20 protein-coding genes are annotated in these 25,037 nt (G+C 72.1%); 10 read left to right on the forward strand and 10 right to left on the reverse strand.

Annotated features, from left to right (window positions below; genetic code table 11):
• Positions 1-75: 75 nt before the first annotated feature.
• From ACIBF8_RS21295 to ACIBF8_RS21305, 3 genes are all read right to left on the reverse strand, one after another.
• Positions 76-369: a hypothetical protein gene (locus ACIBF8_RS21295; protein WP_396785062.1), complete on the reverse strand. Its 294-nt coding sequence runs from the start codon at positions 367-369 to the stop codon at positions 76-78.
• On the reverse strand, positions 359-616 hold the full coding sequence (locus ACIBF8_RS21300) for a DUF6364 family protein (protein WP_396785063.1): 258 nt from the start codon (positions 614-616) through the stop codon (positions 359-361). The genes ACIBF8_RS21295 and ACIBF8_RS21300 overlap by 11 nt, the downstream gene beginning before the upstream one ends.
• An 89-nt stretch (positions 617-705) precedes the next feature.
• Positions 706-1,401, reverse strand: a complete 696-nt coding sequence (locus tag ACIBF8_RS21305; RefSeq protein ID WP_396785064.1) for a class I SAM-dependent methyltransferase — start codon at positions 1,399-1,401, stop codon at positions 706-708.
• Between the two features lie 406 nt (positions 1,402-1,807).
• On the opposite strand from ACIBF8_RS21305, the gene ACIBF8_RS21310 reads away from it, so the two are divergent.
• Genes ACIBF8_RS21310 through ACIBF8_RS21330 form a run of 5 tightly spaced genes read left to right on the forward strand, consistent with a single transcriptional unit; the run spans position 1,808 to position 9,342 of the window.
• Positions 1,808-3,940 (forward strand): molybdopterin oxidoreductase family protein, encoded by a 2,133-nt coding sequence (locus tag ACIBF8_RS21310; protein ID WP_396785065.1) that lies wholly within the window; start codon positions 1,808-1,810, stop codon positions 3,938-3,940.
• Complete coding sequence (locus ACIBF8_RS21315; RefSeq protein WP_396785066.1) at positions 3,937-5,376, forward strand: FAD-dependent oxidoreductase; 1,440 nt, start codon at positions 3,937-3,939, stop codon at positions 5,374-5,376. The genes ACIBF8_RS21310 and ACIBF8_RS21315 overlap by 4 nt, the downstream gene beginning before the upstream one ends.
• Positions 5,373-7,910 (forward strand): nitrite reductase large subunit NirB, encoded by a 2,538-nt coding sequence (nirB, locus tag ACIBF8_RS21320; RefSeq protein ID WP_396785067.1) that lies wholly within the window; start codon positions 5,373-5,375, stop codon positions 7,908-7,910. Before ACIBF8_RS21315 ends, nirB begins: the two co-directional genes overlap by 4 nt.
• Positions 7,907-8,254 carry a nitrite reductase small subunit NirD gene (gene nirD / locus ACIBF8_RS21325; RefSeq protein WP_396785069.1) on the forward strand — a complete coding sequence of 116 codons (348 nt, stop codon included), beginning with the start codon at positions 7,907-7,909 and terminating at the stop codon, positions 8,252-8,254. Before nirB ends, nirD begins: the two co-directional genes overlap by 4 nt.
• On the forward strand, positions 8,254-9,342 hold the full coding sequence (locus tag ACIBF8_RS21330) for a uroporphyrinogen-III synthase (RefSeq protein ID WP_091402337.1): 1,089 nt from the start codon (positions 8,254-8,256) through the stop codon (positions 9,340-9,342). The genes nirD and ACIBF8_RS21330 overlap by 1 nt, the downstream gene beginning before the upstream one ends.
• Positions 9,343-9,386: 44 nt before the next feature.
• On the opposite strand, the gene ACIBF8_RS21335 is transcribed toward ACIBF8_RS21330, so the two are convergent.
• From ACIBF8_RS21335 to ACIBF8_RS21350, 4 genes are all read right to left on the reverse strand, one after another.
• Positions 9,387-10,010 carry an ATP/GTP-binding protein gene (locus ACIBF8_RS21335; protein WP_030329978.1) on the reverse strand — a complete coding sequence of 208 codons (624 nt, stop codon included), beginning with the start codon at positions 10,008-10,010 and terminating at the stop codon, positions 9,387-9,389.
• Positions 9,991-10,356 (reverse strand): DUF742 domain-containing protein, encoded by a 366-nt coding sequence (locus ACIBF8_RS21340; RefSeq protein WP_088950207.1) that lies wholly within the window; start codon positions 10,354-10,356, stop codon positions 9,991-9,993. Before ACIBF8_RS21340 ends, ACIBF8_RS21335 begins: the two co-directional genes overlap by 20 nt.
• Positions 10,357-10,445: 89 nt before the next feature.
• A complete protein-coding gene (locus ACIBF8_RS21345) occupies positions 10,446-10,853 on the reverse strand; it encodes a roadblock/LC7 domain-containing protein (protein ID WP_030329975.1) in 408 nt (135 codons plus the stop codon).
• Positions 10,850-13,981: a nitrate- and nitrite sensing domain-containing protein gene (locus ACIBF8_RS21350; RefSeq protein WP_396785070.1), complete on the reverse strand. Its 3,132-nt coding sequence runs from the start codon at positions 13,979-13,981 to the stop codon at positions 10,850-10,852. Before ACIBF8_RS21350 ends, ACIBF8_RS21345 begins: the two co-directional genes overlap by 4 nt.
• A gap of 444 nt (positions 13,982-14,425) precedes the next feature.
• Here ACIBF8_RS21350 and ACIBF8_RS21355 point away from each other — a divergent pair, with 444 nt between their 5' ends.
• A complete protein-coding gene (locus ACIBF8_RS21355) occupies positions 14,426-15,604 on the forward strand; it encodes an ABC transporter substrate-binding protein (RefSeq protein WP_396785071.1) in 1,179 nt (392 codons plus the stop codon).
• Between the two features lie 200 nt (positions 15,605-15,804).
• Here ACIBF8_RS21355 and ACIBF8_RS21360 read toward each other — a convergent pair whose 3' ends face one another.
• Both ACIBF8_RS21360 and ACIBF8_RS21365 read right to left on the reverse strand, forming a co-directional pair.
• Positions 15,805-16,662, reverse strand: a complete 858-nt coding sequence (locus ACIBF8_RS21360) for an ABC transporter permease (protein ID WP_396785072.1) — start codon at positions 16,660-16,662, stop codon at positions 15,805-15,807.
• Between the two features lie 103 nt (positions 16,663-16,765).
• A complete protein-coding gene (locus ACIBF8_RS21365) occupies positions 16,766-17,797 on the reverse strand; it encodes an ABC transporter substrate-binding protein (RefSeq protein WP_396785073.1) in 1,032 nt (343 codons plus the stop codon).
• A 270-nt stretch (positions 17,798-18,067) separates the two neighbouring features.
• Here ACIBF8_RS21365 and ACIBF8_RS21370 point away from each other — a divergent pair, with 270 nt between their 5' ends.
• From ACIBF8_RS21370 to ACIBF8_RS21385, 4 genes are all read left to right on the forward strand, one after another.
• Entirely contained in the window at positions 18,068-18,853 is a 786-nt protein-coding gene (locus ACIBF8_RS21370) for an ABC transporter ATP-binding protein (RefSeq protein ID WP_396785074.1), read from the forward strand.
• A gap of 2 nt (positions 18,854-18,855) precedes the next feature.
• Positions 18,856-19,806, forward strand: coding sequence for an LLM class F420-dependent oxidoreductase (locus ACIBF8_RS21375; protein WP_396785076.1), 951 nt, complete (start codon positions 18,856-18,858; stop codon positions 19,804-19,806).
• A 5-nt stretch (positions 19,807-19,811) separates the two neighbouring features.
• A complete protein-coding gene (locus ACIBF8_RS21380) occupies positions 19,812-20,111 on the forward strand; it encodes a cupin (RefSeq protein WP_396785077.1) in 300 nt (99 codons plus the stop codon).
• 76 nt (positions 20,112-20,187) lie between these two features.
• Positions 20,188-23,262, forward strand: a complete 3,075-nt coding sequence (locus ACIBF8_RS21385) for a hypothetical protein (RefSeq protein WP_396785078.1) — start codon at positions 20,188-20,190, stop codon at positions 23,260-23,262.
• A gap of 165 nt (positions 23,263-23,427) precedes the next feature.
• Here the strand turns inward: ACIBF8_RS21385 and thiC are convergent, their stop codons facing one another.
• A complete protein-coding gene (thiC, locus tag ACIBF8_RS21390) occupies positions 23,428-25,020 on the reverse strand; it encodes a phosphomethylpyrimidine synthase ThiC (protein ID WP_396785080.1) in 1,593 nt (530 codons plus the stop codon).
• Positions 25,021-25,037 lie beyond the last annotated feature (17 nt).

A 25,037-nucleotide genomic window follows, 5' to 3' on the forward strand; every position in this document is an offset into this window, starting at 1 on the left:
CCCGCAGTGCCCGGCGCGGGTCGGGCCGGAAACGGGGACCGCACCACGGGCCGGCGGCGATGGTGAGGTGGGCGGTCAGAGCTGTTGAAGTATCCGCAGCGCGCGGCCGACCCGGAGCATGGTGTCGGTGTCGGCGACGTCCACGCAGTCGGTGAACCACTTCTTCATCGGCGAGGAGATCCGGTCGGGCATCACCACGTACCGGCCCATCGACACGGCGAGCGGCGAGTCCCGCAGCAGCGACTCCTCGACCACCTCGACCACGATCACGATGGGCACGTCGGTGGAGTTATAGACATCCGAGCTGATCACGAGGCCGAGGCGTTCCCGGGCGCCCTCGATGCGCCAGATCTCACCCCTACGCAGCACGCGGCCGTCCGCCGGAGAACAGGTCGTTGATCATGCCTACCTCGCGGGCGTCGGCGAGGGCGGCGGACTCCAGATCCAGGCCGGCGCGGCCCACGGCGGCGGCATGCGCGGTGAAGACCTCGCGCAGCGCCTTCTCCCGGGCGGCCTGGTCCATCCACGCGGAGAGCGACAGCCCCTCGCGCTTGGCGAACCGCCGCGCTTCCTCGATCGTCTCGTCCGTGAACGAGAGAGTCACCTTGGCAGTCATGCCGAGCAGATTACCCGCCGGTGTGACCAACAGTCATCCCCATGCGCACCGGCCCGTCCCCGGGCGGCGAAACGCACATTCCGCCGGGCTTACCCGGCCCGACCGCCGAACACCGCGAAACGCCACTCCTTGAAGTAGCAGTCGACGTCGACCAGGCCCGCCTCGGCGAGCCACCGGCACTGGTCGGTCACGGTCGCCGGTCGGTCGTGGCGCATCCGCTCCCGGGAGGCTGTGATCTCGGCGGGCGACGCGCCCAGCTCGGTGATCCGCTCCAGCCACACCTCGTCGTAGCGCCGGTCCAGCTCCGGGGTCGGGCCGGCGACCTGCTCGGCGTTGACGAACACCCCGCCCGGTGCCAGCGCGGCGGCAGCCCGCCGGTAGAGCGCGCGCTTGCCGGCGTCGTCCAGGTGGTGGATCGCCAACGCGCTGACCACCGCGTCGTACCGGCCCGGCGGCAGCTCGTCGGCCAGGTCGGCCCGGACCGTTCGGTGTGGCACGGACCGCGCGTCCAACTGGTCGGTGGCGCGGGCGAGCATCGCCGGCGCTCCGTCCACCAGGGTCAGCCGGACTCCGGGCACCGCGGCGGACAGCAGCAGCGAGAGCAGCCCGGTGCCCGCGCCCAGATCCAACACCTCGGGGGTACGACCGGCAGCGAGCGCGGCGCGCAGCGGCGGCGCCGCCACCTGGACGGCGGTGGCGTAGAAGGCGTCGAAGCAGGGCACCAGCCGCCTGCGGGCCTCGTCATAGGTGCCGGCCACCGCGTCGAACACATCCGCCACGCTCATGGCAACCTCCCATAGTTTGAGACAACTTTCCCACATTATAAGCGCCGCGCGGCGAACGGCCCCGACCCTGGGCACCCGCGAAAGCCGGCCCGCGCGCGCCGTCTCGTCGATCATGGAGTTGTGGTGGGCGACAAAGCGCCCGGGTGGCCCCAAAATCAGGCACCGCAACTCCATGATCGACGAAGTTGAGCCGCACCTTTTTCGCGATCTTGCACTTACTGTCGCCGCATAGGGGGCATCCCGCGCATCTCGGCGACCGAAACTGCAAGATCGGCGCGGGGTGGGGCTGGTCCAGCCGTCGCCCACCCGTTCTGCGCGTTGCTCCTGTGCGGTGTGAGCCCCACTTGACAGGACCGAAACAGAAGGGACCCGGACCGGAAACCGCCCGCCGGCACGCTTTCCCGACATGACAGACGGTGCATGGTCGGCAACTCCACCGGGGCTAACACCCCGGGAGGTGGCGACGCACTGCCCGTACTGCGCGCTGCAGTGCGGCATGACGCTGCGCGAGGACGACGCCGGAGTGACGGTCCACCCGCGCCAGTTCCCCACCAACCGGGGCGGGCTCTGCCAGAAGGGTTGGACCGCCGCCGAGCTGCTCGACCACCCGCAGCGGCTGACCACCCCGTTGGTGCGCGACCCGGCCACCGACACGCTGCACCCGGCAAGCTGGGACACCGCGCTCGACCGGGTGGTCGCCGGCATCCGCGCCGTCCAGGACGACGCCGGCCGGGACGCGGTCGCCGTCTTCGGCGGGGGTGGCCTGACCAACGAGAAGGCGTACGCGTTGGGGAAGTTCGCCCGGATCGGGCTGCGCACCCGGCACATCGACTACAACGGACGGTTCTGCATGTCCTCGGCGGCAGCCGCCGGGATGCGCGCCTTCGGCATCGACCGCGGGTTGCCGTTCCCCCTCGCCGACCTGGGCCAGGCCGACACCCTACTGCTGGTCGGGGCGAACCCGGCGGAGACCATGCCGCCGCTGGTGCGCTGGCTCACCGAGCAGCGCCGCAACGGCGGTCAACTGATCGTCGTCGACCCGCGGGTTACCGCCACCGCCCGCCAGGCCGACCTGCACCTGCAACCGCTGCCCGGCACCGATCTGGCGGTGGCCAACGCGCTGCTGCACATCGCCCTCACCGAGGGTTGGGTCGACCGGGCGTACGTGGCCGACCGCACCACCGGATTCGACGCGGTCCGCCGTGGCGTGGCCGCCTGGTGGCCGGCCCGCGCGGAACAGCTCTCCGGTGTGCCGGTGGCCGACCTGGAGGCGACCGCCCGCACGCTGGGCACCGGCGGTCGCGTGATCATCCTGACCGCGCGCGGCGCCGAGCAACACGCCAAGGGGGTGGACACCGTCAGCGCGTACGTCAATCTCGCCCTCGCCCTCGGCCTACCCGGTCGGGCCGGCTCCGGGTACGGCTGCCTCACCGGCCAGGGCAACGGCCAGGGCGGCCGGGAGCACGGGCAGAAGGCCGACCAACTCCCCGGCTACCGGAAGATCGACGACCCGGCGGCCCGGGAGCACGTGGCCGGCGTCTGGGGCGTGCCCGCCGACGAGCTGCCCGGCCCGGGAGTGCCCGCCTACCAACTACTCGACTCGCTCGGCACCCCGGGCGGCCCGCGCGCGTTGCTGGTGTTCGGCTCGAATCCGGTGGTCTCGGCGCCCCGCGCGGCCCGGATCGAGGGCCGGCTGCGCGACCTGGACCTGCTGGTCGTCGCCGACCTCCTGCTCTCCGAGACGGCCGCGCTGGCGGACGTGGTGCTCCCCACCGCCCAATGGGCCGAGGAGGACGGCACCATGACCAACCTGGAGGGTCGGGTGCTGCGTCGGCGCGCACTCCGGCCACCCCCGCCGGGCGTCCGGACCGACCTGGCCATCATCTCCGACCTCGCGGCGAGGCTGGCCACCGACGACACCGCCGCCGCCGACGCGGCGGCCCGGTTCCCAGCCGACCCGAGCACCGTCTTCGCCGAGCTGCGCCGCGCCTCCGCCGGCGGTGCCGCCGACTACGCCGGCATCAGCTGGGACCGGATCGACGCCGACGACGGCGTCTACTGGCCCTGCCCCACCGAGGACGGGCCGGACACACCACGACTCTTCGCCGACCGGTTCGCCACCCCGGATGGCCGGGCCCGCTTCCACCCCGTCGACCACCGGCCGGCCGCCGAGGAGGTCTGCGCCACCTACCCGCTGCACTTCACCACCGGCCGGGTGCTGGCCCAGTACCAGTCGGGCACCCAGACCCGCCGGGTCGCCGCGCTACGGCGTGCCGCCCCGGAGGCGTTCGTGGAGCTGCACCCCGACCTGGCCGCCCGGCTGGGCATCGACGACGGCGACCCGGTGCGGGTCACCTCGCGCCGGGGTGAGTTGTGCGCACCGGCCCGGCTCAGCGCCGGGATCCGACCGGACACCGTGTTCGCCCCGTTCCACTACGCGGGGGCGGGACGCGCCAACTCGGTGACCAACGACGCGGTGGACCCGATCTCCGGGATGCCCGAATTCAAGATCTGCGCGGTCCGGGTGGAGAAGGCATGACCGCCCGGGTGGTCATCGTCGGCAACGGCATGGCGGGCGCGCGTCTCGCCGGTGAGCTGCACGCCCGGGAGGGCGACCGGAAGGTCACCGTGCTCGGGGCCGAGCCGCACCGCGCGTACAACCGGATCCTGCTCTCCACCCTGCTGGCCGGACGGATCGACGAGCCGGACGTGGAGCTGACCGAGGCCGCCGGGCACGGCGTCGACCTGCGCAGCGGCGTACCGGTCTGCGCCGTCGACCGGGCCGCCCGGGAGGTCCGCACCGACGACGGCGAACGCATCGGATACGACCACCTGGTGCTGGCCACCGGTGCCCGCGCGGTGGTGCCGTCGCTGCCCGGCCTCGACCCGGCGGACCTGCCGGAGCGCGTGGTCCCCTTCCGCACCCTGGACGACTGCCGGCGGATCCTCGCCGCCGCGGACGGCGCCCGCACCGCGCTGGTGCTCGGCGGCGGGCTGCTCGGCCTGGAGGCCGCCCGAGGTCTCGCCACCCGGGGGCTGGCCACCACCGTGGTGCACCCGCGACAGCACCTGATGGAACGCCAGCTCGACCCGGCGGCCGGCGCGGTGCTCGCCGGCACACTCGCCGGTCTCGGCGTCACCGTCCAACTGGGAGTGTCCGCGACCGGCGTGGCCGCCGACCCCGACGGTGTCCGCCTCGACCTGGCCGACGGCCGATCGCTCCGCGCCGACCTGCTGGTGCTCTCCTGCGGCGTCCGCCCGGACACCACCCTCGCGCAGGCCGCCGGCCTGACCGTGCGCCGCGGCGTGGTGGTGGACGACCGGCTCCGCACCAACGACCGGTCCATCTCGGCGATCGGCGACTGCGCCGAACACGACGGCGTGCTCACCGGGCTGGTCGCCCCCGCCTGGGCCCAGGCCCAGGTGCTGGCCGACGTGCTGACCGGCACCGACCCACTGGCCCGGTACCGGCCCCGGCCGGTGGTGACCCGGCTGAAGGCCGCCGGGATCGACCTGGCCTCGATGGGTGACGCGGCCAGTGGTGGGCTGGACGAGGAGCTGACCTTCGCCGACCCGACCCGGGGCACGTACGCCCGGTTGCGCATCCGGGACGAGCGGCTGATCGGGGCGATCCTGCTCGGCGACAACCCGGCGGTCGGCACGGTGATCCAACTCTTCGACCGTGGTCAGCCGGTGCCGAGCGACCGGCGGGCGCTGCTGCTCGGCCGGGCACTCGGCGCGGTCGGGGCGACCCCGGCCGCCTCGCCGGCGCTGATGCCGGACGCGGCCACGGTCTGCCAGTGCAACACGGTGAGCAAGGGCGCACTGGTCAGATGCTGGCGCTCCGGCGCCCGGACGGTCGATGCGGTGGTGGCCGCGACCCGGGCCGGCACCGGATGCGGCGGATGCCGGGACGCGGTGAGCGGCATCGTCGACTGGTTGAGCCAAGCGGAATCGGTGGAGGTGACGCGATGAGCGGCGGCGATCTGGTCGTGATCGGCAACGGCATGGTTGGGCAGCGTTTCGTGGACGCGCTGCGCGCCCGTGACCCAGAGGGCAGCTGGCGGGTGACCGTGCTGGCCGAGGAGGGCCGCCCGGCGTACGACCGGGTGCGGCTCTCGGCGTACTTCGACGGGGTGAGTGAGAGCGAACTCAACCTGCACACACCGCACGACGGGGTGCGGCTGCGGCTCGGTGAGCCGGCCACCGCCGTCGACCGGGACCGGCAGGTGGTGACCACCGCCGTCGGTGAGTACCGCTACGACGCGCTGGTGCTGGCCACCGGGTCGTACCCGTTCGTGCCGCCGGTGGCCGGTACGGACCTGCCCGGGGTCTTCGTCTACCGGACCCTGGACGACCTGGCCGCGATCCGGTCGTACGCCCAGGGCCGGCGGGCCGGTGCGGTGATCGGCGGTGGTCTGCTCGGCCTGGAGGCCGCGAACGCGCTGCGGCTGCTCGGCCTGAGCACCGACGTGGTCGAGTTCGCGCCCCGGCTGATGCCGGTACAGGTGGACCAGGCCGGTGGTGCGATGCTCCGACGCTACGTCGACGAGTTGGGCGTACGGACGCATCTGGGGGTGGCGACCACCGCGATCCGTCCGGGCCCGGACGGCGGCGTCGCGGCCCTGGAGCTCTCCGACGGCACGGCCATCGACGCGGAGCTGGTGGTGGTGGCCGCCGGCATCCGGCCCCGGGACCAGCTGGCCCGGGACGCCGGCCTGCCGGTGGGCCCGCGCGGCGGGGTGCTGGTCGACGCGACCTGCCGCACGGCCGACGAACGGATCTGGGCCGTCGGCGAGTGCGCGGCGGTCGACGGCACCTGCCACGGTCTGGTCGCGCCGGGGTACGCGACGGCCGAGGTGGTGGCCGACCGGCTGGTCGGTGGCGCCGCGACCTTCCCCGGGGCGGATACCGCCACCAAGCTCAAGCTGCTCGGCGTCGACGTGGCCTCGTTCGGCGACGCCCACGGTGCGACCGAGGGCTGCCTGGACGTCACGTTCACCGACCCGGCCACCCGGGTCTACGCGAAGCTGGTCCTCTCCGACGACGCGCACACCCTGCTCGGCGGGGTGCTGGTCGGGGACGCCAGCGCGTACCCGACGCTGCGCGCCAGTGTGGGCGGCCCGCTGCCGGCCGCGCCGCTGGCGCTGCTCGCGCCCGACGGCGGCGGGGCGGACGCCGGGGCGCTGCCCGCCACCGCCCAGGTCTGCTCCTGCAACGCGGTGACCCGCGGCGACGTGGACGCCGCCATCGCGGATGGTTGCGCGGACGTGGCGGCGTTGAAGGCGTGCACCCGGGCCGGCACCAGCTGCGGCTCCTGCGTGCCGATGCTGAAGCAGCTCCTGGACGCGGCGGGGGTGGCGCAGTCCCGCGCGCTCTGCGAGCACTTCGACGTCAGCCGACGGGAGCTGTTCGAGATCATCCAGGTGCGTGGCATCCGCACGTTCTCCCGGCTGGTCGCCGAGCACGGTCGGGGGCGCGGCTGCGACATCTGCAAGCCGGTGGTGGCGTCGATCCTCGCCTCGCTCGGCAGCGGGCACGTGCTCGACGGCGAGCAGGCGTCCCTACAGGACACCAACGACCACTTCCTGGCCAACCTGCAACGCGACGGCAGCTACTCGGTGGTGCCCCGGATACCGGGCGGCGAGATCACCCCGGAGAAGCTGATCGTGATCGGCGAGGTAGCCCGGGACTTCCAGCTCTACACCAAAATCACCGGTGGGCAGCGGATCGACCTGTTCGGGGCTCGGGTGGAGCAGCTGCCACTGATCTGGCGGCGGCTGGTGGACGCCGGCTTCGAGTCCGGTCACGCGTACGGCAAGGCGCTGCGCACGGTGAAGTCGTGCGTGGGCGAGACCTGGTGCCGCTACGGGGTGCAGGACTCGGTCGGGCTGGCCGTCGCGCTGGAGCTGCGCTATCGCGGGCTGCGGGCACCGCACAAGCTCAAGTCGGCGGTCTCCGGTTGCGCCCGGGAGTGTGCGGAGGCGCGCAGCAAGGACTTCGGCATCATCGCCACCGAGACCGGTTGGAACCTCTACGTCGGCGGCAACGGCGGCTTCCGGCCCCGGCACGCCGACCTGTTCGCCACCGACCTGTCCACGGAGGCGCTGATCACCCTGATCGACCGGTTCCTGATCTACTACATCCGCACCGCCGACCGGCTGCAACGCACGGCCGGCTGGATCGAGGCGATGGACGGCGGTCTGGACCACCTGCGCTCGGTGATCGTGGACGACTCGCTCGGGCTCTGCGCCGACCTCGACGCCACGATGGCCCGACACGTGTCGTCGTACTCCGACGAGTGGCGCGACGTGCTGGACGACCCGGATCGGCTGCGCCGCTACACCTCCTTCGTCAACGCCCCCGACGTGCCCGACCCGTCGATCACCTTCACCCGGGAACGCGGCCAACTGGTACCCGTACGCGACCATTCCCCGACCGGATCCGAGCCGACCAACGGTCACCGTCGGCAACCGGTCACCCTCGGCCTACCGGAGGTACGGCGATGACCCAGACCCTCACACTGACCTGGACCACCGTCTGTCACCTCGACCGGTTGGAACCGGATCGGGGCGTCGCCGCCCTGGTCGACGGGGTGCAGATCGCCCTCTTCCGGACCGCCGACGGGCTGTTCGCGATCGACAACCGCGATCCGGTCTCCGGGGCGTACGTGCTGTCCCGGGGGATCGTCGGCAGCCGTGGCGGAGTGCCGACGGTCGCCTCGCCGCTGCACAAGCAGGTGTACGACCTGCGCACCGGGCACTGCCTCGACCTGCCCGGAGTGGCCGTGGCCCGACACGACGCGCGTTGCCGCAACGGGCTGGTCGAGGTGCGGCTGCGACAGGAGGGTTGATGCGGGAAGAACTGGCGGGCTTCACCATCGGGGTGACCGCCGACCGGCGGCGCGACGAGTTGGCCGCGCTGCTCGAACGCCGGGGCGCCCGGGTGGTGCTCGCCCCGGCGTTGCGGATCGTGCCGCTCTCCGACGACACCGAACTGCGCGAGGCGACCCGCGCCTGCCTCGACCAGCCGCCGGACATCCTGATGGCCAACACCGGCATCGGGATGCGCGGCTGGCTGGAGGCCGCCGAGGGCTGGGGGCTGGCCGAGCCGCTGCGCTCCGTGCTGGCCAGCTCGTACGTGGTGGCACGCGGCCCGAAGGCGCGCGGTGCGATCCGGGCAGCCGGGCTGCACGACCAGTGGTCGCCCGCCTCGGAGAGCTGTGACGAGGTGGTCGACCACCTGCGTCGGCGCGGGGTGGCCGGGCAGGTCATCGCCATGCAGTTGCACGGCGAGCGGCAGCCCGAGTGCACCCTCGCGTTGGAGGCGGCCGGCGCCACGGTCATCGAGGTGCCGGTCTACCGCTGGGCACCGCCGACCGACCCGGCACCGCTGCACCGGTTGATCGACCTGATCGCCGGCCGGCTGGTGGACGCGGTGACGTTCACCTCGGCGCCGGCGGCCGAGGCGTTGCTGCGGGCCGCCGGGGACCGCACCGACGCGGTGCTGTCCGCGTTGCGCAGTGATGTGTTGGCCAGTTGCGTCGGCGCGGTGACCGCCGAGCCGCTGCTGCGGCGCGGGGTGCCGGTGAGCGCGCCGGGTCGGGCCCGGTTGGGCGCGCTGGTGCGGACCATCGTCGACGAGTTGCCCCGCCGGACGGTGACGTTCAAGGCCGGTGGGCACCTGCTCACGTTGCGCGGACACGCCGCGGTGATCGACGGCGAGCTGCGGCCACTCGCGCCCGCGCCGATGGCGGTGCTGCGGGCGCTGGCCCAGTCCCCGGGCCGGGTGCTGTCCCGTACGGCGCTGCTGCGGACGCTGCCCCGGGGCGCGGACGAGCACGCCGTGGAGATGGCCGTCGCCCGGCTACGGGCCGGCCTGCGCGCGCCCCGCGTGGTGCAGACCGTGGTGAAGCGCGGCTACCGGCTCCGGGTGGACTGAACGCGTCACGGCCGGCCGTCGCGCGCCGGCCGTGACCCGATGGTTCAGCCGACCGGCGTGGGGAAGCCCCGCCCGTGCTCGGACTGGAGCCGGAGCATGGCGTGCTCGACCACCGTCACCAGCACCTGCTTGACCGAGTCCCGTTGCCGGGCGTCGGTCATCACCAGCGGCACCTGCGGCGAGATGGCCAGCGCCTCCCGGACCTCCTCCGCCTCGTACTGCGGAGCGCCGTCGAACTTGTTCAGCGCCACCACGTACGGCAGGTTGCGGTTCTCGAAGTAGTCCAGCGGGGCGAACGCGTCGGTGATCCGGCGCGTGTCCACCAGGACGGCAGCACCCACCGCCCCCCGGATGATCTCGTCCCACATGAACCAGAACCGGGTCTGACCGGGTGTACCGAAGAGGTACAGGATCAGGTCCTGGGCCATGGTGATCCGGCCGAAGTCCATGGCGACCGTGGTGGTCTCCTTGCCCGGCACCTTGGACGGATCGTCGATGCCGACACCCGCCGCGGTCATCAACGCCTCGGTGGTCAGCGGTGTGATCTCGGAGATCGCCCCGACCAGTGTCGTCTTACCGACGCCGAAGCCGCCCGCGACGACGATCTTCGCGGACACGATTCCCCGGCCCGGCCGCCCCCCTGCGGGGTCATAGCCTGCGAAGTCCACTTAGCACCCTTCCAAGCAGTTCCATCCGCTCCTCGAACCCCTCGGCGGGAGCAGCAGTGTGTAACGTCAGCAGGCTCTCGGCCACCATGTCGGCGACCAACACCCGGGCGACGCCCAGCGGCATCCGGGTATACGCGGCGATCTCCGCCAGCGACTGTGCTCGGCCCTCACAGACCGTGGCGATGCGGTGCTTGTCATGCCCGGCGAAGCGGGACTCGGCGACCTGGGTGAGAGAGGCGGTGAGGACGGCCTCAAGGGCGATGTCCTGCCGGGGCTCGGTACGACCACGGGTGACCGCGTACGGACGCACCAGCGCGCCGCGCGGGTCAACGCGTCGTTGGTCCATGCCCGATCACTTCCTCGTCCCCTGCTGAGCCGGACTGTGCCGCCTCTCGTCCCTGGTCCGGCGCTCGGTCGGAGCGCCGCCTCTCGCTGTTAAGAACGCACCGCGTCGCGCGGCAGCGGCACCAGCGCGGCACCCACCCGCTCGACCAGCAGAGCCATCTCGTAGCCCACCTGACCCACGTCGCAGCTGCGCGCGGCCAGCACGGCCATCGAGGAGCCGTCGCTGATCGACATCAGGAAGAGGTACCCGCTGTCCATCTCGATGACTGTCTGCAACACCCCGCCCGCGCTGAACATCCGGGCCGCGCCCTCGGTCAGGCTCACCACACCGGAAGTGATCGCGGCGAGCTGGTCCGCCCGGTCCGCCGGCAGATCCCGGGAGGACGCGAGCAACAGCCCGTCGGCGGACACCGCCACCACGTGGGCGATGCCCGCCACGCTGTCGGCGAAGTTGGTGAGCAGCCAACCCATGTCCTGCATGGCAGCTGGCCTGTTCATCGGCTCTCCTTGGTCGAGGTGCTGTTCAGGTCCGTTCCGGCCGTGCGACCGCGCTGCACACCGCGGTGGTAGGCCGACAGCAGACCACGTACTTCATCCGGGGTCCGCCGGCTGCGGTCCCGGCCGCTCTTCGGTTCGATGCCACCCGGCACGAGCTGTGCCTGCGGCACCCGCTTGGGCAATCCGGAGCGGGTGGTCCCGGCGGGGGCGGGCTCGGCGGCCCGGCTGGCCCGGGACCAGCCCTCGTCGGCCGCGGTGCGCCAGGCGTCCGGGTCCACCGCGGGCGGGGCCGTCCGGGCAGCCGGGGGTGGGTTGTACGACGGCGGCGCCGACGGCCGTGCGCCGAACCCACCGGCGGTTGCGCCGTTCTGGCCTCCCCCGCTGCCCGGCGTGGTCGTGCCGTCGGTGTTGGAGCTGCCCGGGGTGCGGGTGGGCAGCGGCGGTCGGGCCGGTGCCGCGGCCGGCGCGGACGCGGCGCTGGGCTGGCTGCCGTTGCCCGCGCGCAGGCCGGCGTCGGCCGGCGCGGCGGTGCTGGGTGCGGGCGGCTCGTCGAAGTTGGGCCGGGTGAAGATCGCGGTGGCGTCGTCGCCGTGCGACCGGAACCAGACCGCCTCCATCTCCCGGAAGATCGGCGCCTCGGCGGGGAAGTCCGGCCGGCTGCTCACCGGTGCGGCCGGCACCGGCGGCGCGGCCGGCGGTGCCACCGCGCCGGGGCCGGCTACCGGCCCGACCGGGAGGCCCTGGACGCCGCGCCCGTCCGCGGCATCCGCGGTGGAGCCACGCCGAGGCAGCGGGTCGACTGTCGGGTAGGCCACGGTGGGGCTGCCCATCGAGGCACCGGCGCCACTGCTGTAGGCCGGCCGGGCCGGCGGAAGCGGGGCGGCGGGTGCCGGGGCGGCTGGCGCGGGTACCGGTGGCAGCGGCGAGCGCGGACCGGTGTAGCCACCCGCCTGGACGGCCGGGGTGGTGTCCCGCGAGTCCAGCGGCGACTGCCACTGGGCGGGGGCCGGCGCGCTGGTCCGCCACTGGTCGGGCAGCGTCGCGGCCGACGTCGCGGCACCGGCGAACTGCTCGGCGTGACCCGCCGGGGTGAGCGGCGCCTGCTCCACGGCCATCGGCTGACGCGGCCGGGTGAGCACCTGCTCGCGGCCCCGGTTGCTGGGCAGCACCACGGTGGCGGCCGGCAGCGTCACCTGGGCGACGGTGCCGCCCTCGACGTTGCGGCGCAGCTCCACCCGGATGCCGTAGCGGGAGGCGAGCCGACTCACCACGGCCAGACCCATCAGCCGGAACGCGGCGACGTCGACGCTCGGCGGGGCGGCCAGCCGGCGGTTGAGCGAGTCGAGCTGCTCGTCGGTGAGGCCGAGCCCACGGTCCTCGATCTGGATCAGGACGTAGTCGCGGATCCGGCGACCGTCGGCGACCACCGTGGTGTTCGGCGGCGAGAACCGGGTGGCGTTGTCGAGCAGTTCGGCGACGAGACGGACCACGTCGTTGACCGCGTGCGCGGCCACCGAGATGTCGGTGTCCACCGTCCCGAACTCGATGCGGTTGTAGAGCTCCACCTCGGACTGGGCGGCGCGCAGCACATCCACCACCAACGCGTCGTCACGACGCGGTACGGCGGAGTCGGCGCCGGCCAGGACCAGCAGGTTCTCGTCGTTGCGGCGCATTCGAGTGGCCAGGTGGTCCAGCTCGAAGAGCTGCGCGAGCCGCTTCGGGTCCTCCTCGCCGCGCTCGATCGCGTCCAGCTCGCCGATCATCCGGTCGACCAGGGTCTGACTACGGCGAGCCAGGTTGAGGAACATCGCCGAGACGCTGGTACGCAGTGCCGCCTGCTCGGCGGCGACCCGCACGGCCTCCCGGTGGACGACGTTGAAGGCCAGCGCCACCTGACCGACCTCGTCGCGGGTGTTGAGCTGGATGGGGTCCCGGACCTGCCGGACGATCTCGTCCACCCCGCCATCGCCCACGCTGCCCATGTTCTGCAGCCGCTGCACCGCGTCGGGCAGGTCGTGGTTGGCCACCGAGAGGGCGCCCTCACGCAGCCGACGCAGCGAGTGGTTGAGCGAGCGGGCCAGCACCACGGCCAGCGACACGGCGATGATCAGGGTCAGCAGCACCAGGATCGACTCGACCACGGCCTGCCGGATGACGTCCGAGCGCGCCTGGTCGGCCTGCTCGAGCAGACGGTCCTGCAGTTGGATCTCGGCCCACCGCATCAGGTCGTTCACGGCGCCGATGGCAGCGGTGGCGTCCTGCGCGGTGACCAGCGGGCGCTGCCCGACCGAGCGGGTGATGTCGGTGGCCACCCGGTCGGCCAGGCCAACCGCGTCACCGGAGACCGTGCTGTCGACCAGGGCGCGCTGCGCCGGGTCGGCGGCCAGCGAGAAGGCGACCAGCGCCTCCTGCTGGCTGGTCAACGTTGCCACGAAGGAGGAGAACTGTTCCGAGTCGAGCTGACCGGCCGCCAACGCGGTGAAGGCGACGGCCTCTTCCTCGGCGACCGAGGCCTTGGCGCGGGCGAACGCGGAGACCGCTCGGCGGCTGTCCGCGAGGCTCTCGGCGCCGGGCAACTGGGCCAGGCCGTCACCGTAGGAGACCAGGTCGGTGAGGATGACTCCGTAGCGGAGCACCGCCTCGGCGACTGCCATCTGGCGGCGGTCCAGCACCTCCTGCCGGGTGCCGTCCAGGGTCGCCAGGTGGTCGTCGATGGCGGCCAGCCGGTCCCGCAGGGCGGCCGGTACCTCGCCGATCCGACCGCGCTCGGCGCGGTACTCGTCCACCTGCTGCTGCGTCCGGCGGACCCGCAGGTTGTACGCGTCGGCCGGCTGCTGCGGATTGGAAAGGTAGGCGGCTGCGGCCATCCGTTCGGCGTGCAGGTCCTGGGTGAGGGCGCTGACGTCGATGGAGAGGGCCGTCAGTGACCGGGCCCGGGTGGCGTCGAAGGCACCCTCGCCGACGGAGATCAGGCGGACCGTGGCCAGCGCGATCACCGCCGCCACCGGGACGACCAGAATCAGCGCCAATTTGGACCGGATCCGGGCGTCCCGCAGTCTCGGCATCCGTCGGCGCGCACGCCGACCGCTATCGCCGAGCGCGGGTAGGGTCGTCGGTCCGGTGCTCACGACATCGCCTCCGTCGTTTCTTCCCCGCCTGAGCCGCCGAGCCATGCCGTAAGCGGAGGGGACCACGCGCGGCACGGCCGCGATTTCATCAGAGATGATCGTGTTTGGGAAGCCGCAGTGAGGTAGGAAACGGTCGGACGGAGCGCATCCCGTGATCCGGTCAACTGATACCTTCATTTCCGCAAGCCCCTGAACAGGGCATGTAACTCCAGAGTGGTCACGCGTGTATGCAAAGTGACCTTTTGCAAACATTGCGTTACCCCAGCATGTGGGATGGCCGTCCCGAAAATGCCGCCGGGGTCCGCGCTTGACCACAGCGCCGGCCATTGGCAAGGTTTTGCAGGCTTCGCGCACACCGTACGGCAGAGGAGATCCCGTCCTCCACTGAGGACGGATTAGCGGCGGTGACCGGGCAGCGCCCGCGCCCGCACCTGGAGGACTGAGTTGAGCCCCATCCGCTCCGCGACCATCGCGGCGCTCGCATCGGCCGTAGTGGCCACCACGCTCACCGGCTGCCAGTTTGGCGAGGCGGAGCAAGACACGAGTCCGATCGTGATCGCCGCCGATCTCGAACTCTCCGGCGCCGCAGCCGCGGTTGGCCAGACATACCAGCGCGCCCTCAAACTCAAGGTCGATCAGTTGAACTCCTCGGGAGCGCTGAACGGCCGGGAGATCAAACTGACGGTGAAGGACAACCGTTCCGACTCCGCCGAGTCACTTCGCAACATCGTCGACTTCAGCAGCGATTCGCGGGTCAGCGCCATCATCATGGGCGGCTGCAACGAATGTGCGGTCGGAGCGGTCGGGACGATCAACGAGAAGCGGATTCCCACCATTGCGCTAGCCGCTTCGGGCGCGATCACCAGACCGGTCGCCGAACGACGCTACGTGTTCAAGCTAGGCCCCAACGCCGCGGACAGCGCCGCGGCACTGACCACCGAACTGCGCCGCAACAACATCCGCAAGGTGGGGATGCTGGTCAGCGACGACGACTACGGCCAGGAGGGTGCGGCCGCACTCAGAAGCGAGCTGAACAAGGTCAACATCTCGCTGCGCGAGCAGCGGGTCAAGACCACCGACACGGACGTCAGTCAGCAGATCCAGCAGCTCGTGACGGGCAAGCCCGACGCGCTGGTCTTCTGGACCCCGCCGGAGCAGGCGACACTGGCCGCCACCAGCACCCGGCAGACCATCTTCCGTGGATCGCTCTACTTCGACGCGGGGGCAGCCGGGGATCTCTTCCTGGGCGCTGCGGCCAAGGCGACCGAGCAGGCCACGCTGATCTTCACGCAGACGATGGTGATCGACGACGTGATCGCCACCACACCGGCCAAGGCGGCGCGGCGTCAGTGGTTCCAGGACTACACGGCCCGTTTCGGTGGCTACAACGGGTCGTCGTCCTTCGCGGCGGACGCCGTCGAACTGATCGCCGACGCGGAACTGCGCTCCGGTGGCGAGGCCGGAAAGGTGAACCGCGACGGCATCCGGGACGTGCTGGAGACGTCCCAGATGGACGGTCTGTCCGGACCGATCCGGATGACCCCGGACAACCACAGCGGCCTGATGCCGCAGGCGCTCACCACGCTGGTCGCCCGCAATGGTCGGTGGCGGTTGGCGGGGTAACGCTGCCGGCCTGTCATCTGGCGGGTTCGTCGGGTGCCGGGTGGGGGGTGTGGCCGACCGTGCCCGGCTCCGGGCGGTCAGGCTTGATCCCTCCACCGGGCACGGTCGGCCACACCTTCTCGCCTGCGGCTTTGACGGAACGGGCCGGCCTCCAAGCGGGAGGCCGGCCCTTCGCGTTTTTGTGGGTTATCTCTTGGTGGTTAGCGGGAGCTGGTGGTTTCTCTCACCCAGGGCAGGGCGATGCGCTCGATCAGCACTAGTGCCGAGTAGAGCAGGATGCTCACCAGCGCGACCAGCATGATCGCCGCCCAGGCGGTGGCGGTGTCGCCGACGCCGGCGTACTGCGTGATGACGTAGCCGAGGCCACTCTCACCGGCCTGGAACTCACCGATCACCGCGCCGATCGCGGCCAGTGGCATGGCCACCTTGAGCCCGACGAAGATTTGCGGCAGCGCGGCCGGGAAGCGCACCTTCCGGAACGCCTGCCAGCGGGAGGCGTTCCACGAACGCACCAGCTCGGCCAGGTCCGCCGGCGTGGTGGTCAGCCCGGTCGCGGTGGAGAGCACGATCGGAAAGAAGCAGAGCAGGAACACCATGGTCAGGATCGGCTTCTGGCCCCACCCGAGCGCCACCACCAACAGCGGGCCCAGCGTGATCTTCGGCACTGCGTTCACCGCGACCAGCAGCGGCGTGAACATCCGCTCCACCGTCCGGGAGCTGGCCAGCGAGAGTCCGATCAGGACACCAGCGGCCGCCGAGAGGGCGAAGCCGGTCAGGATCTCCAGCGTGGTGTCCCAGGTGTGCTCCAGCATCCGGGCGGGCTTGTCGGCGAACGCGGTGAGCACGTCGCCGGGCGGCGGCAGGGCGGCGGGGTGGACCAGCTCCAGCCACGCGATCAGCCACCACGCCGCCAGCGCGATCAGGAGGCCGACCGCGGGCAGCGCCGCCCCGGCCCCGGCCCGAAGACCGGCACCTCGACCCGCGCGCCCCGCCTCGGGGCCGGCACTCCGGGGTGGGGGTTCCGCCACCGCCGGGTCCGCTGACCGGACGTCGGTCATCTCAGTCCTCCTCGAAATCCCACGGCCCGCCGGGGGCCGACGAGCGACGGGGGTACGCCCCACCGGAATCGGCGGGACGTACCCCCTGATGACGACCGGACGATCAGGCCTTCGGCGCGAGGCTGAAGTCGATGATCTGCTCGGGGGTGATGTTCTGCTTCAGCGCACCGGCGCCCTGCAGGATGGCGATGCTCTTGGCGACCCGACCGCTGTCCAGGGTGCCGATCGCGGTGCCGGTGTTGCCGGACCGCACGTACGCGGCCATCAGGTCCAGCTCGGCGGCGGCGGCGACCGGGTTGGTGGCGTCGACGTTCTTCTTCAGGATGTCGGCGGCCTCCTTGGAGTTCGCCAGGCTGTACTCCAGGCCCTTGAGCAGCGCAGCGGTGAACCGCTTCACCATCTCGGGCTTCTCCTTGGCGATCTTCGATGAGGTGATCAGCACGTTGCCGTAGAGGTCCTGCATCACGTTGCTGTACGGGAGCATGACGGCCTTCTTCTTGGCCACCGACTCGATGGTCGGCTGACCGACGACGAACTGACCGATGCCGTCCACCGAGCCGGAGGCCAGCGTGCCGATCAGCGTCTGCGCCTCACCGTTGACCCAGGTCACCTTGCTCGCGTCCACACCGGCGAGCCGGGCGTACGTCGGGAAGAGGTTGCGGACCACGGAGCCGGGGGTGTCGGCGAGCTTCTTGCCCTCCAGGTCCTTCGGGGAGGCGATGTTCTTGCCCTCGACCGAGGCGATGCCGGCCATGGTGCGCTGCTGGATCGCGGCCACCACGGTGAAGTCCTTCGCCTGGCCGTTACCCACCTGGAGCAGGCTGCCGGTGAGGTCGACCGGGCCGAAGTCCGCCTGGCCACCGACGACGGTCTGGATCACGCCACCGGTGCCCTGGCCAGGCTTGATCTCGACGTCGAAGCCGGCTTCCTTGAAGAAGCCCTTGTCCTTCGCCACCCAGGCGTAGGAGTCACGGCCGAAGTTGCCGAACGAGGTGAGGTAGGTCACCTTCTCCAGCGTCTTGCCGTCGCCGCCCTTGGCATCGTCGGCCGAATCCGACCCGCTGCTGCAGGCGGAGACAAGGGCGAGGGCGGTGGCCAGCGCGGCCGTAGCGACCGTACGGGTCAGCCTTCTCATCAAAGCACCATGTCCTTTCCGACCGGGGCCGGCAGGCCACCGGAGGGGGTTGTCGTGACGGGCCGGCAGGAGGGGTCGAAGCCGGGCTCCGCCGTCGTGGGGGGACTCTTCGCGGGCACAGCGTACGAGAAACCCACAGTTGCGACGCCAGGCGTATCGGGTTGCGGAACGGAAACAACCTGACGACGACCCCAGTCGGTGCCATACACCGACAGGGCGGTTAGCCTTTGTCGGGTTCCTGACCGTCCACTCAGCGGAGGTGCGCCGGAGATGATCCGACTGTCCGGGGTGTCCCGCACCTTCGAGGGCCGATCAGGCCGGGTGGAAGCGCTGCGTGGCATCGATCTCGACGTCGCCGAGGGCGAGTTCGTCGCGGTGCTCGGCCGCTCCGGCTGCGGCAAGTCCACCCTGCTGCGGCTGATCGCCGGGCTGCTCCCGCTGACCGCCGGCGAGATCACCGTCGCCGGTACGCCGATCACCCGCCCCCGCCAGGACATCGCCATGCTGTTCCAGAAGCCGGCGCTGCTGCCCTGGCGCACCGTGCTGGACAATGTCCTGCTGCCCGTGGAGATCTTCGGCTGGAGCCGCGCCAAGCACCGGGAGCGGGCCCGACAGTTGCTCGACGTGGCCGGGTTGGCCGGCTTCGAGAAGCGGCTGCCGCACGAGCTCTCCGGCGGCATGCAGCAGCGGGTGTCGCTGTGCCGGTCGTTGATCGGCGAGCCCCGGGTCATGCTGATGGACGAGCCGTTCTCCGCGTTGGACGCGCTCACCCGCGAGGAACTCTCCGGCGAACTCCAGCGGGTGCACATGGAGAACAAGCCGACCATCGTCTTCGTCACCCACTCGATCGACGAGGCGGTGCTGCTCGCCGACCGCGTGGTCGTCCTGAGCCCTCGCCCCGGGCGGATCCGCAAGGTGGTCGACGTCGACATCCCTCGGCCCCGCACCCTGGGCCGCAACGCCCACCTGGCCGACGTCGCCCGGGTCAGCGCCGACCTCCACGAGCTGTTGATGGAACGCGAACAGCCGGCCACCGCCGGCGCGGAAGGACACTGACCATGCGGGTGTCGGTCTTCACCGAACCGAACCGTGGCGCCAGCTACGACACCCAGCTCCGGTTCGCCCGGCTGGTCGAGGCGTGCGGCTACGAGGGCTTCCTCCGCGCCGACCACTACCAGTCGATGGGCGCCGACCCGGGCCTGCCCGGCCCGACCGATGCCTGGCTGACCCTCGCCGCCCTGGCGCGCGAAACCGAGCGGATCCGGCTCGGCACCCTGGTGACGTCGGCCACGTTCCGGCTGCCCGGCCCACTCGCGGTGATGGTCGCGCAGGTCGACCAGATGAGTGGCGGCCGGGTCGACCTGGGCATCGGCGCCGGGTGGTACGAACGCGAGCACACCTCGTACGGCATCCCGTTTCCGTCGGTCGGCGAGCGCTTCGACCGGCTGGCCGAGCAACTCGAAGTGATCACCGGGTTGTGGGGCACCCCAGCCGGCCAGACCTACTCCTTCACCGGCGACCACTACCGGCTGGTGGACGCTCCCGCCCTGCCCAAGCCGGTGCAGGTGCCCGGACCACCGATCATCGTGGGCGGGCGCGGCCCCAAGCGCACACCCGAGCTGGCCGCCCGGTACGCCGACGAGTTCAACATGCCGTTCAAGTCCGTGGCGGTCACCGCCAAGGCGTACGACCGGGTGCGTGAGGCGTGTGAGCGCACCGGACGGGCGGAGTCCGGGCGCGACCCGTTGGTGCTCTCCGCCGGGATCGTGGTGGCCATCGGCCGGACCGACGCCGAGGCCCAGCGGCGGGCCGCACCCCTGCACGAGAAGAGCGCGCTGCCGCCGGAGGACCCGGTGGTCGGCTCCCCCGCGCAGCTCGTGCAGCGGATCGGCGAGTTCGCCGCGATCGGCACGACACGCGTGCACCTCCGCCTGATCGACTTCGCTGATCTCGACCACCTTGAGCTGATCGCCGCCGAGGTGCTGCCGCAACTGGACGGAGCACGATGACCGACATGATCGACGGAACCGAACTCGGACCGGTGGGTCAGGAGATCGTGTACGAGAACGACCGGGTCCGGGTCTGGCACATCCGCCTTGAGCCGGGCGAGCGGCAGCCGCTGCACCGGCACGACCACCCCTATTTGGTGGTGGCGATCGAGGGCGCGAAGAACGTCGTACAGACCGTGGACGGCACCCGGATCGACGCCGACGAGCCCACCGGCGGAGTGGTCTACCGGGAGCCGGGCGCCGTGCACATGCTCACCAATGTCGGGGATACGACTTACCTCGCCCGGCTGGTCGAACTCAAGTAGACCCGCCGATCGCCACCGGCGTGCCGCGCGGCGCGCCGGTGGCGATCGCGTGTACCGGGTGCGTAACGTGCCGGACATGGCCTTTCGGACCTGGGGCAGACTGCTGCTCACGGCGCTCGGGGTGAGCGTGCTGGCCGGGGCCGGCCAGCTCGGCGTCGCGTACGGTTTCGGCATCGTCCGCCTGACCGGCGCCTTCACCGGTACGACCGTCAACCAGTGGCCGGCCCAGCTCGTCTGGGTTGGCTGGTTCGCCGCGAACGCCGCCGTCGCCGGTGCCGTCCTGACCGGACGACTGGCCCGTCGCGACGCCCCGGCCGCCAGCACGGGACGGCAGTTGGCGATCGGGGGCGCGGCGGCACTCGGTGCCACCGTCATCGCCCCGCTCTGCATGCAGCCCGCCCGCGCCGCGGAGCTGATCTCCGTCGACCCGGTCTGGGCGGTGGGCATCTGCGCCATCGTCGGCGCGGTGATCGGGGCGGGCGCGGCCATCGCCGTCCTGCTCCGGCCCGAGCTGGGCTGGAACCTGGCAGCCGTGGCCGGCGCGGTCTGGCTGCTGGCGCTGATCTCCGTCCTGCCGTCGCTCGGCACGACCGGCCCGCTGCCGACCGTCCGCCTCGGCGTACTGGAGCCGAGCTGGCTCAACGACGCCGCCGCACAGCGGCTGGCACTGCTCCTGCTGCCGACCATCGCACTGCTGGCCGGCGCGGCGACCGCCGGGCTGGCTCGCTGGCGGGGCCAGGCGCCACTGGTCAGCGGCGCCACCGGAGTGGCCGGTCCGGTGCTGGTGGCGTTCGCCTACCTGACCGCCGGCCCCGGCGACGCGGTGGACCGCTACCAGGCCACCCCGTACTACGGCTCGTTGATCGCGATCCTCGTCGGAGCACTCGGCGCGGCCGCCGCCGCGCTGCTGCGCTGGCCGACGGACACCCGCACCACGGATCCGCAGGCGATCGAACCCTCCGCCATCCTTCGCCCGCTGCCCGCCGGCCCGGCGCTGCCCAGCGCCGCGTCGGCGAACGACCGGGACAGCGCCGAGCGCACCGACACGGAGCCGACCAACGCCGAGCTGTCCACCGGTGCGCAGCCTCGCGGCGTCGTGGCAGGTCCGTCGGCGACGGGCGACCCCGATGGCGTACGCACGGTCCCGGCCCACTGGGACTGGCCGGCAACCACCGCGAGCGGCCAGCACGGTCCGGCTCCCACCGCTTCTCTGTCTCCCGCCGCTCCGACTCAGCCCGCCGCTCCGACTCAGCCCGCGGCCTGGCTGACCGCGCCGACCGGTGAGTTCACCGCCACAGGGCCCACGCCCCCGGCGCGGCAGGATGATGTCCCGGCCACGACCGAGCCCCCGGCCAGCACCGACGTCAGCAACGCCACCCCGACCAGCACGGGTGCACCCGACGCTGGCACGACCAGCGCGGACGCGCCCATCCCCGCCACCGGCAGCACGGCCCGGACCAGTACGGCCCGGACCAGCACGGGCAGCGGCACGGCAGCGGCCAGCACAGCCTCGCCTGGCACGGACGCCCCCCGCCCCGGCACAGCCTCGCCTGGCACGGACGCTCCCAGTCCCGGCACAGCCTCGCCTGGCACGGACGCTCCCAGTCCCGGCACCGCCGCCACGGCCACCGGCACCGCGGGCGCGGGCACGACCAGCGCGCGCACGGGCGACCACGGTACGCCCGAGCCGCCGCTGACGATCAAGCCGCGACGAACCCGTAAACCGAAGACCAACCCGGACGCCACCGCCTCCGACGTGGCGGACGACACGTCCCCCGCCGACTCGACGACCACCCGCGCGACGACCACAGACGAGCCGACCACCCGCGCGACGACCACGGACGAACCGACCACCGCCCGCGCCCCGAAGGGCACCCCGCCGGGCAGGTCCGCCGACAGCATTGGCTCCGACGCGGCCACCGACACTCCGGTGCCCAGCCAGGCGAGCCTGGGCGAGTCGAGCTCGACCTCCGAGGTCGCCGCGGCTGCCGACTCCGGCACGGCAGCAGCCCGCAGCACCGCTACCGGCGGGAAGCGACCGCCGGCCACCGGCTCGAAGCGAGCGTCGGTCACCGGCTCGAAGCGAGCGTCGGTCACCTCGACGAGCGCCGGAACCGGCGCGACTCCGACGCCAGCCGCCCCGGGGACACCGGCCACGGCAACCGACGCCGCGCAAACACCGACCACCACCACCGGAGCGACACAAGCACCGACCGACGCGACCGCTCCGACTACGCCGACCTCGCCGACCGCTCCGACCGCTCCGACCTCGCCCACCTCGCCGACCTCGCCGACCTCGCCGACCTCGCCGACCAGCGATTCTGCAATCGCCAAGGCTCGTGGCACCGACAGCGCACGGCCCGCCGCCGAGGACGTTCCCGCCGGCGGGTTGTTCGGGGCCACCGCTGCGAGTGACCCGGACGCGGACCGGTGGACGCCAGCGCCGTCGGCCTGGCCGGTCGCTTCGACGTGGACGGTGCCACCGCAGGCATCCGAGCCGGGGACGACGGGGTCGGAGGGGCCGAGCGAGCCCGACGAGCCGACCGCACCGACGCCCAGGCCCCGGCATCGGGCACCGTTGCCGGACCTGAGCCGGGCCGGCACCTGGAACGCATTCGACACCTCCCGGCGCGGCGGGCCGGCGGGAGCGCAGGACAGCTCGACGGCACGGACAGCGCCGACCGAAGCCAGCGACACGGGCGCGCCGGCCGAACACCCGCGGCCAACGGATCCCACGGGCCCGGCGGCCGCACCCCCCGGTAGCGCCAGCGCCGCTGTCACCGACACCGACACCGACACCGACACCGACACCGACAGCGGCAGCGGCAGCGGCAGCGGCAGCGGCAGCGGCAGCGGCAGCGGCAGCGGCGATTTGGCACACACCGACGCCATACCGGCCGCGCCGAAGGCCGCCAACGTGGCCGAGCAGCCCTCGCGGCGAGGACGGCTCGGCGGGTTGTTCCGCCGCAACCGGTCCCGCGCCGATGAAGAGGGCACGAAGTCGTCGGACCCGACCGAGCCACTGGCCACCCAGGACGAGGAGTTCGTCGACTGGGTCGCCGGTCTGAGCAAGCCGGTGTCGGACAATGAGCCCGAGCAGGAGAACGGCCGCCGGTCGTTGCGCTCCAGCGGCCGACACCACCGCGAGTGATCCGCCAGACGTCCGCCGAGTCACAGACTTGCCGCTGATCGACTCGGGTTCACCGATACCGGGCTATCCCAAGCACCCGGACACCCCGACTTCAATGAACCCGAGTCGATCGCGGCACGCCGCGCCGAGCCGCAGCGCGGCACGCCGCAGCGCGGCGCGGAATCGTCAGGCGAGCGGCAGGTAGACCCGGCCGCCGCCGGAGACGAACTCCTCGGACTTGTCCTTCATGCCGCGCGCCGCGTACTCCTTGAGCTCTTGGGTGATCTTCATGGAGCAGAACTTCGGACCACACATCGAGCAGAAGTGCGCGGTCTTCGCCGGCTCGGCGGGCAGCGTCGCGTCGTGGTACGAGCGCGCTGTCTCCGGGTCCAGCGAGAGGTTGAACTGATCCTCCCAGCGGAACTCGAACCGCGCCTTCGACAGAGCGTCGTCCCAGGCCTGCGCGCCCGGGTGCCCCTTGGCCAGGTCCGCGGCGTGGGCCGCGATCTTGTACGCGATCACGCCCGCCTTCACGTCGTCCCGGTCCGGCAGACCGAGGTGCTCCTTCGGGGTGACGTAGCAGAGCATCGCGGTGCCGAACATGCCGATCATCGCGGCGCCGATCGCCGAGGTGATGTGGTCGTACGCGGGCGCGATGTCGGTGGTCAGCGGACCGAGCGTGTAGAAGGGTGCCTCGTGGCACCACTCCTGCTGCAGGTCGACGTTCTCCTTGATCTTGTGCATCGGCACGTGGCCGGGGCCCTCGATCATCACCTGGACGTCGTACGCCCAGGCGATCTTCGTCAGCTCACCCAGGGTGCGTAGCTCGGCGAACTGCGCCTCGTCGTTGGCGTCCGCGATCGAGCCGGGACGCAGCCCGTCGCCGAGGGAGAACGTCACGTCGTACTTCGCGAGCAGCGCGCACAACTCCTCGAAGTTGGTGTAGAGGAAGTTCTCCTCGTGATGCGCCAGGCACCACGCCGCCATGATCGAGCCGCCTCGGGACACGATCCCGGTCACCCGGTCCACGGCCAGCGGCACGTACGGCAGGAGCACCCCGGCGTGCACCGTCATGTAGTCCACGCCCTGCTCGGCCTGCTCGATGACGGTCTCCCGGAACACCTCCCAGCTCAACTTCACCGGGTCGCCGCCGACCTTCTCCAGCGCCTGGTAGATCGGCACCGTCCCGATCGGCACCGGCGAGTTCCGCACGATCGCCTCACGGGTCTCGTGGATCCGCTTGCCGGTGGACAGGTCCATCACGGTGTCCGCGCCCCAACGGGTGGCCCAGGTGAGCTTCTCCACCTCCTCGGCGACGGACGAGCTGACCGCCGAGGTGCCGATGTTGGCGTTGACCTTGACCAGGAACGCCTTGCCGATGATCGCCGGTTCGCACTCCGGGTGGTTCACGTTGAGCGGGAGCACCGCCCGACCGGCGGCGATCTCGGCCCGGACGAGTTCCGGGTCGACGTTCTCCCGGATCGCCACGAACTCCATCTCCGGCGTCACCACCCCGGCCCGCGCGTACGCCAGCTGGGTGGGTCGGCGACCCTCCACTCCGGCCAGCGGTGTGCCGGCACCCCGCACCGGCGCGACGTCACCCCGCTCGGCGATCCACGGCCCGCGCAGCGGCGGCAGCCCCACCTCCGGATCCGAACCGGGTCCGGAGGTGTCGTAGAGCCGCACCGGCGGCAGGTCCCCGGTCAGCCCCACCTCGGCGAACGGCACCCGGACATCCGGCCGAGAACCCTCGACGTACACCTTGCCTCGTGCGTGCATGACAGCCTCCCTGGTGA

The organism is Micromonospora sp. NPDC050276, from assembly GCF_044459545.1.
Taxonomy (GTDB): domain Bacteria; phylum Actinomycetota; class Actinomycetes; order Mycobacteriales; family Micromonosporaceae; genus Micromonospora.

Coding starts and splice junctions, on each gene's coding strand:
- ACIBF8_RS21300 (WP_396785063.1), bottom strand. CDS start 616: ATGACTGCCAAGGTGACTCTCTCGTTCACGGACGAGACGATCGAGGAA.
- ACIBF8_RS21305 (WP_396785064.1), bottom strand. CDS start 1,401: ATGAGCGTGGCGGATGTGTTCGACGCGGTGGCCGGCACCTATGACGAG.
- ACIBF8_RS21310 (WP_396785065.1), top strand. CDS start 1,808: ATGACAGACGGTGCATGGTCGGCAACTCCACCGGGGCTAACACCCCGG.
- ACIBF8_RS21315 (WP_396785066.1), top strand. CDS start 3,937: ATGACCGCCCGGGTGGTCATCGTCGGCAACGGCATGGCGGGCGCGCGT.
- nirB (WP_396785067.1), top strand. CDS start 5,373: ATGAGCGGCGGCGATCTGGTCGTGATCGGCAACGGCATGGTTGGGCAG.
- nirD (WP_396785069.1), top strand. CDS start 7,907: ATGACCCAGACCCTCACACTGACCTGGACCACCGTCTGTCACCTCGAC.
- ACIBF8_RS21330 (WP_091402337.1), top strand. CDS start 8,254: ATGCGGGAAGAACTGGCGGGCTTCACCATCGGGGTGACCGCCGACCGG.
- ACIBF8_RS21340 (WP_088950207.1), bottom strand. CDS start 10,356: ATGGACCAACGACGCGTTGACCCGCGCGGCGCGCTGGTGCGTCCGTAC.
- ACIBF8_RS21345 (WP_030329975.1), bottom strand. CDS start 10,853: ATGAACAGGCCAGCTGCCATGCAGGACATGGGTTGGCTGCTCACCAAC.
- ACIBF8_RS21360 (WP_396785072.1), bottom strand. CDS start 16,662: ATGACCGACGTCCGGTCAGCGGACCCGGCGGTGGCGGAACCCCCACCC.
- ACIBF8_RS21365 (WP_396785073.1), bottom strand. CDS start 17,797: ATGAGAAGGCTGACCCGTACGGTCGCTACGGCCGCGCTGGCCACCGCC.
- ACIBF8_RS21370 (WP_396785074.1), top strand. CDS start 18,068: ATGATCCGACTGTCCGGGGTGTCCCGCACCTTCGAGGGCCGATCAGGC.
- ACIBF8_RS21375 (WP_396785076.1), top strand. CDS start 18,856: ATGCGGGTGTCGGTCTTCACCGAACCGAACCGTGGCGCCAGCTACGAC.
- ACIBF8_RS21380 (WP_396785077.1), top strand. CDS start 19,812: ATGATCGACGGAACCGAACTCGGACCGGTGGGTCAGGAGATCGTGTAC.
- ACIBF8_RS21385 (WP_396785078.1), top strand. CDS start 20,188: ATGGCCTTTCGGACCTGGGGCAGACTGCTGCTCACGGCGCTCGGGGTG.
- thiC (WP_396785080.1), bottom strand. CDS start 25,020: ATGCACGCACGAGGCAAGGTGTACGTCGAGGGTTCTCGGCCGGATGTC.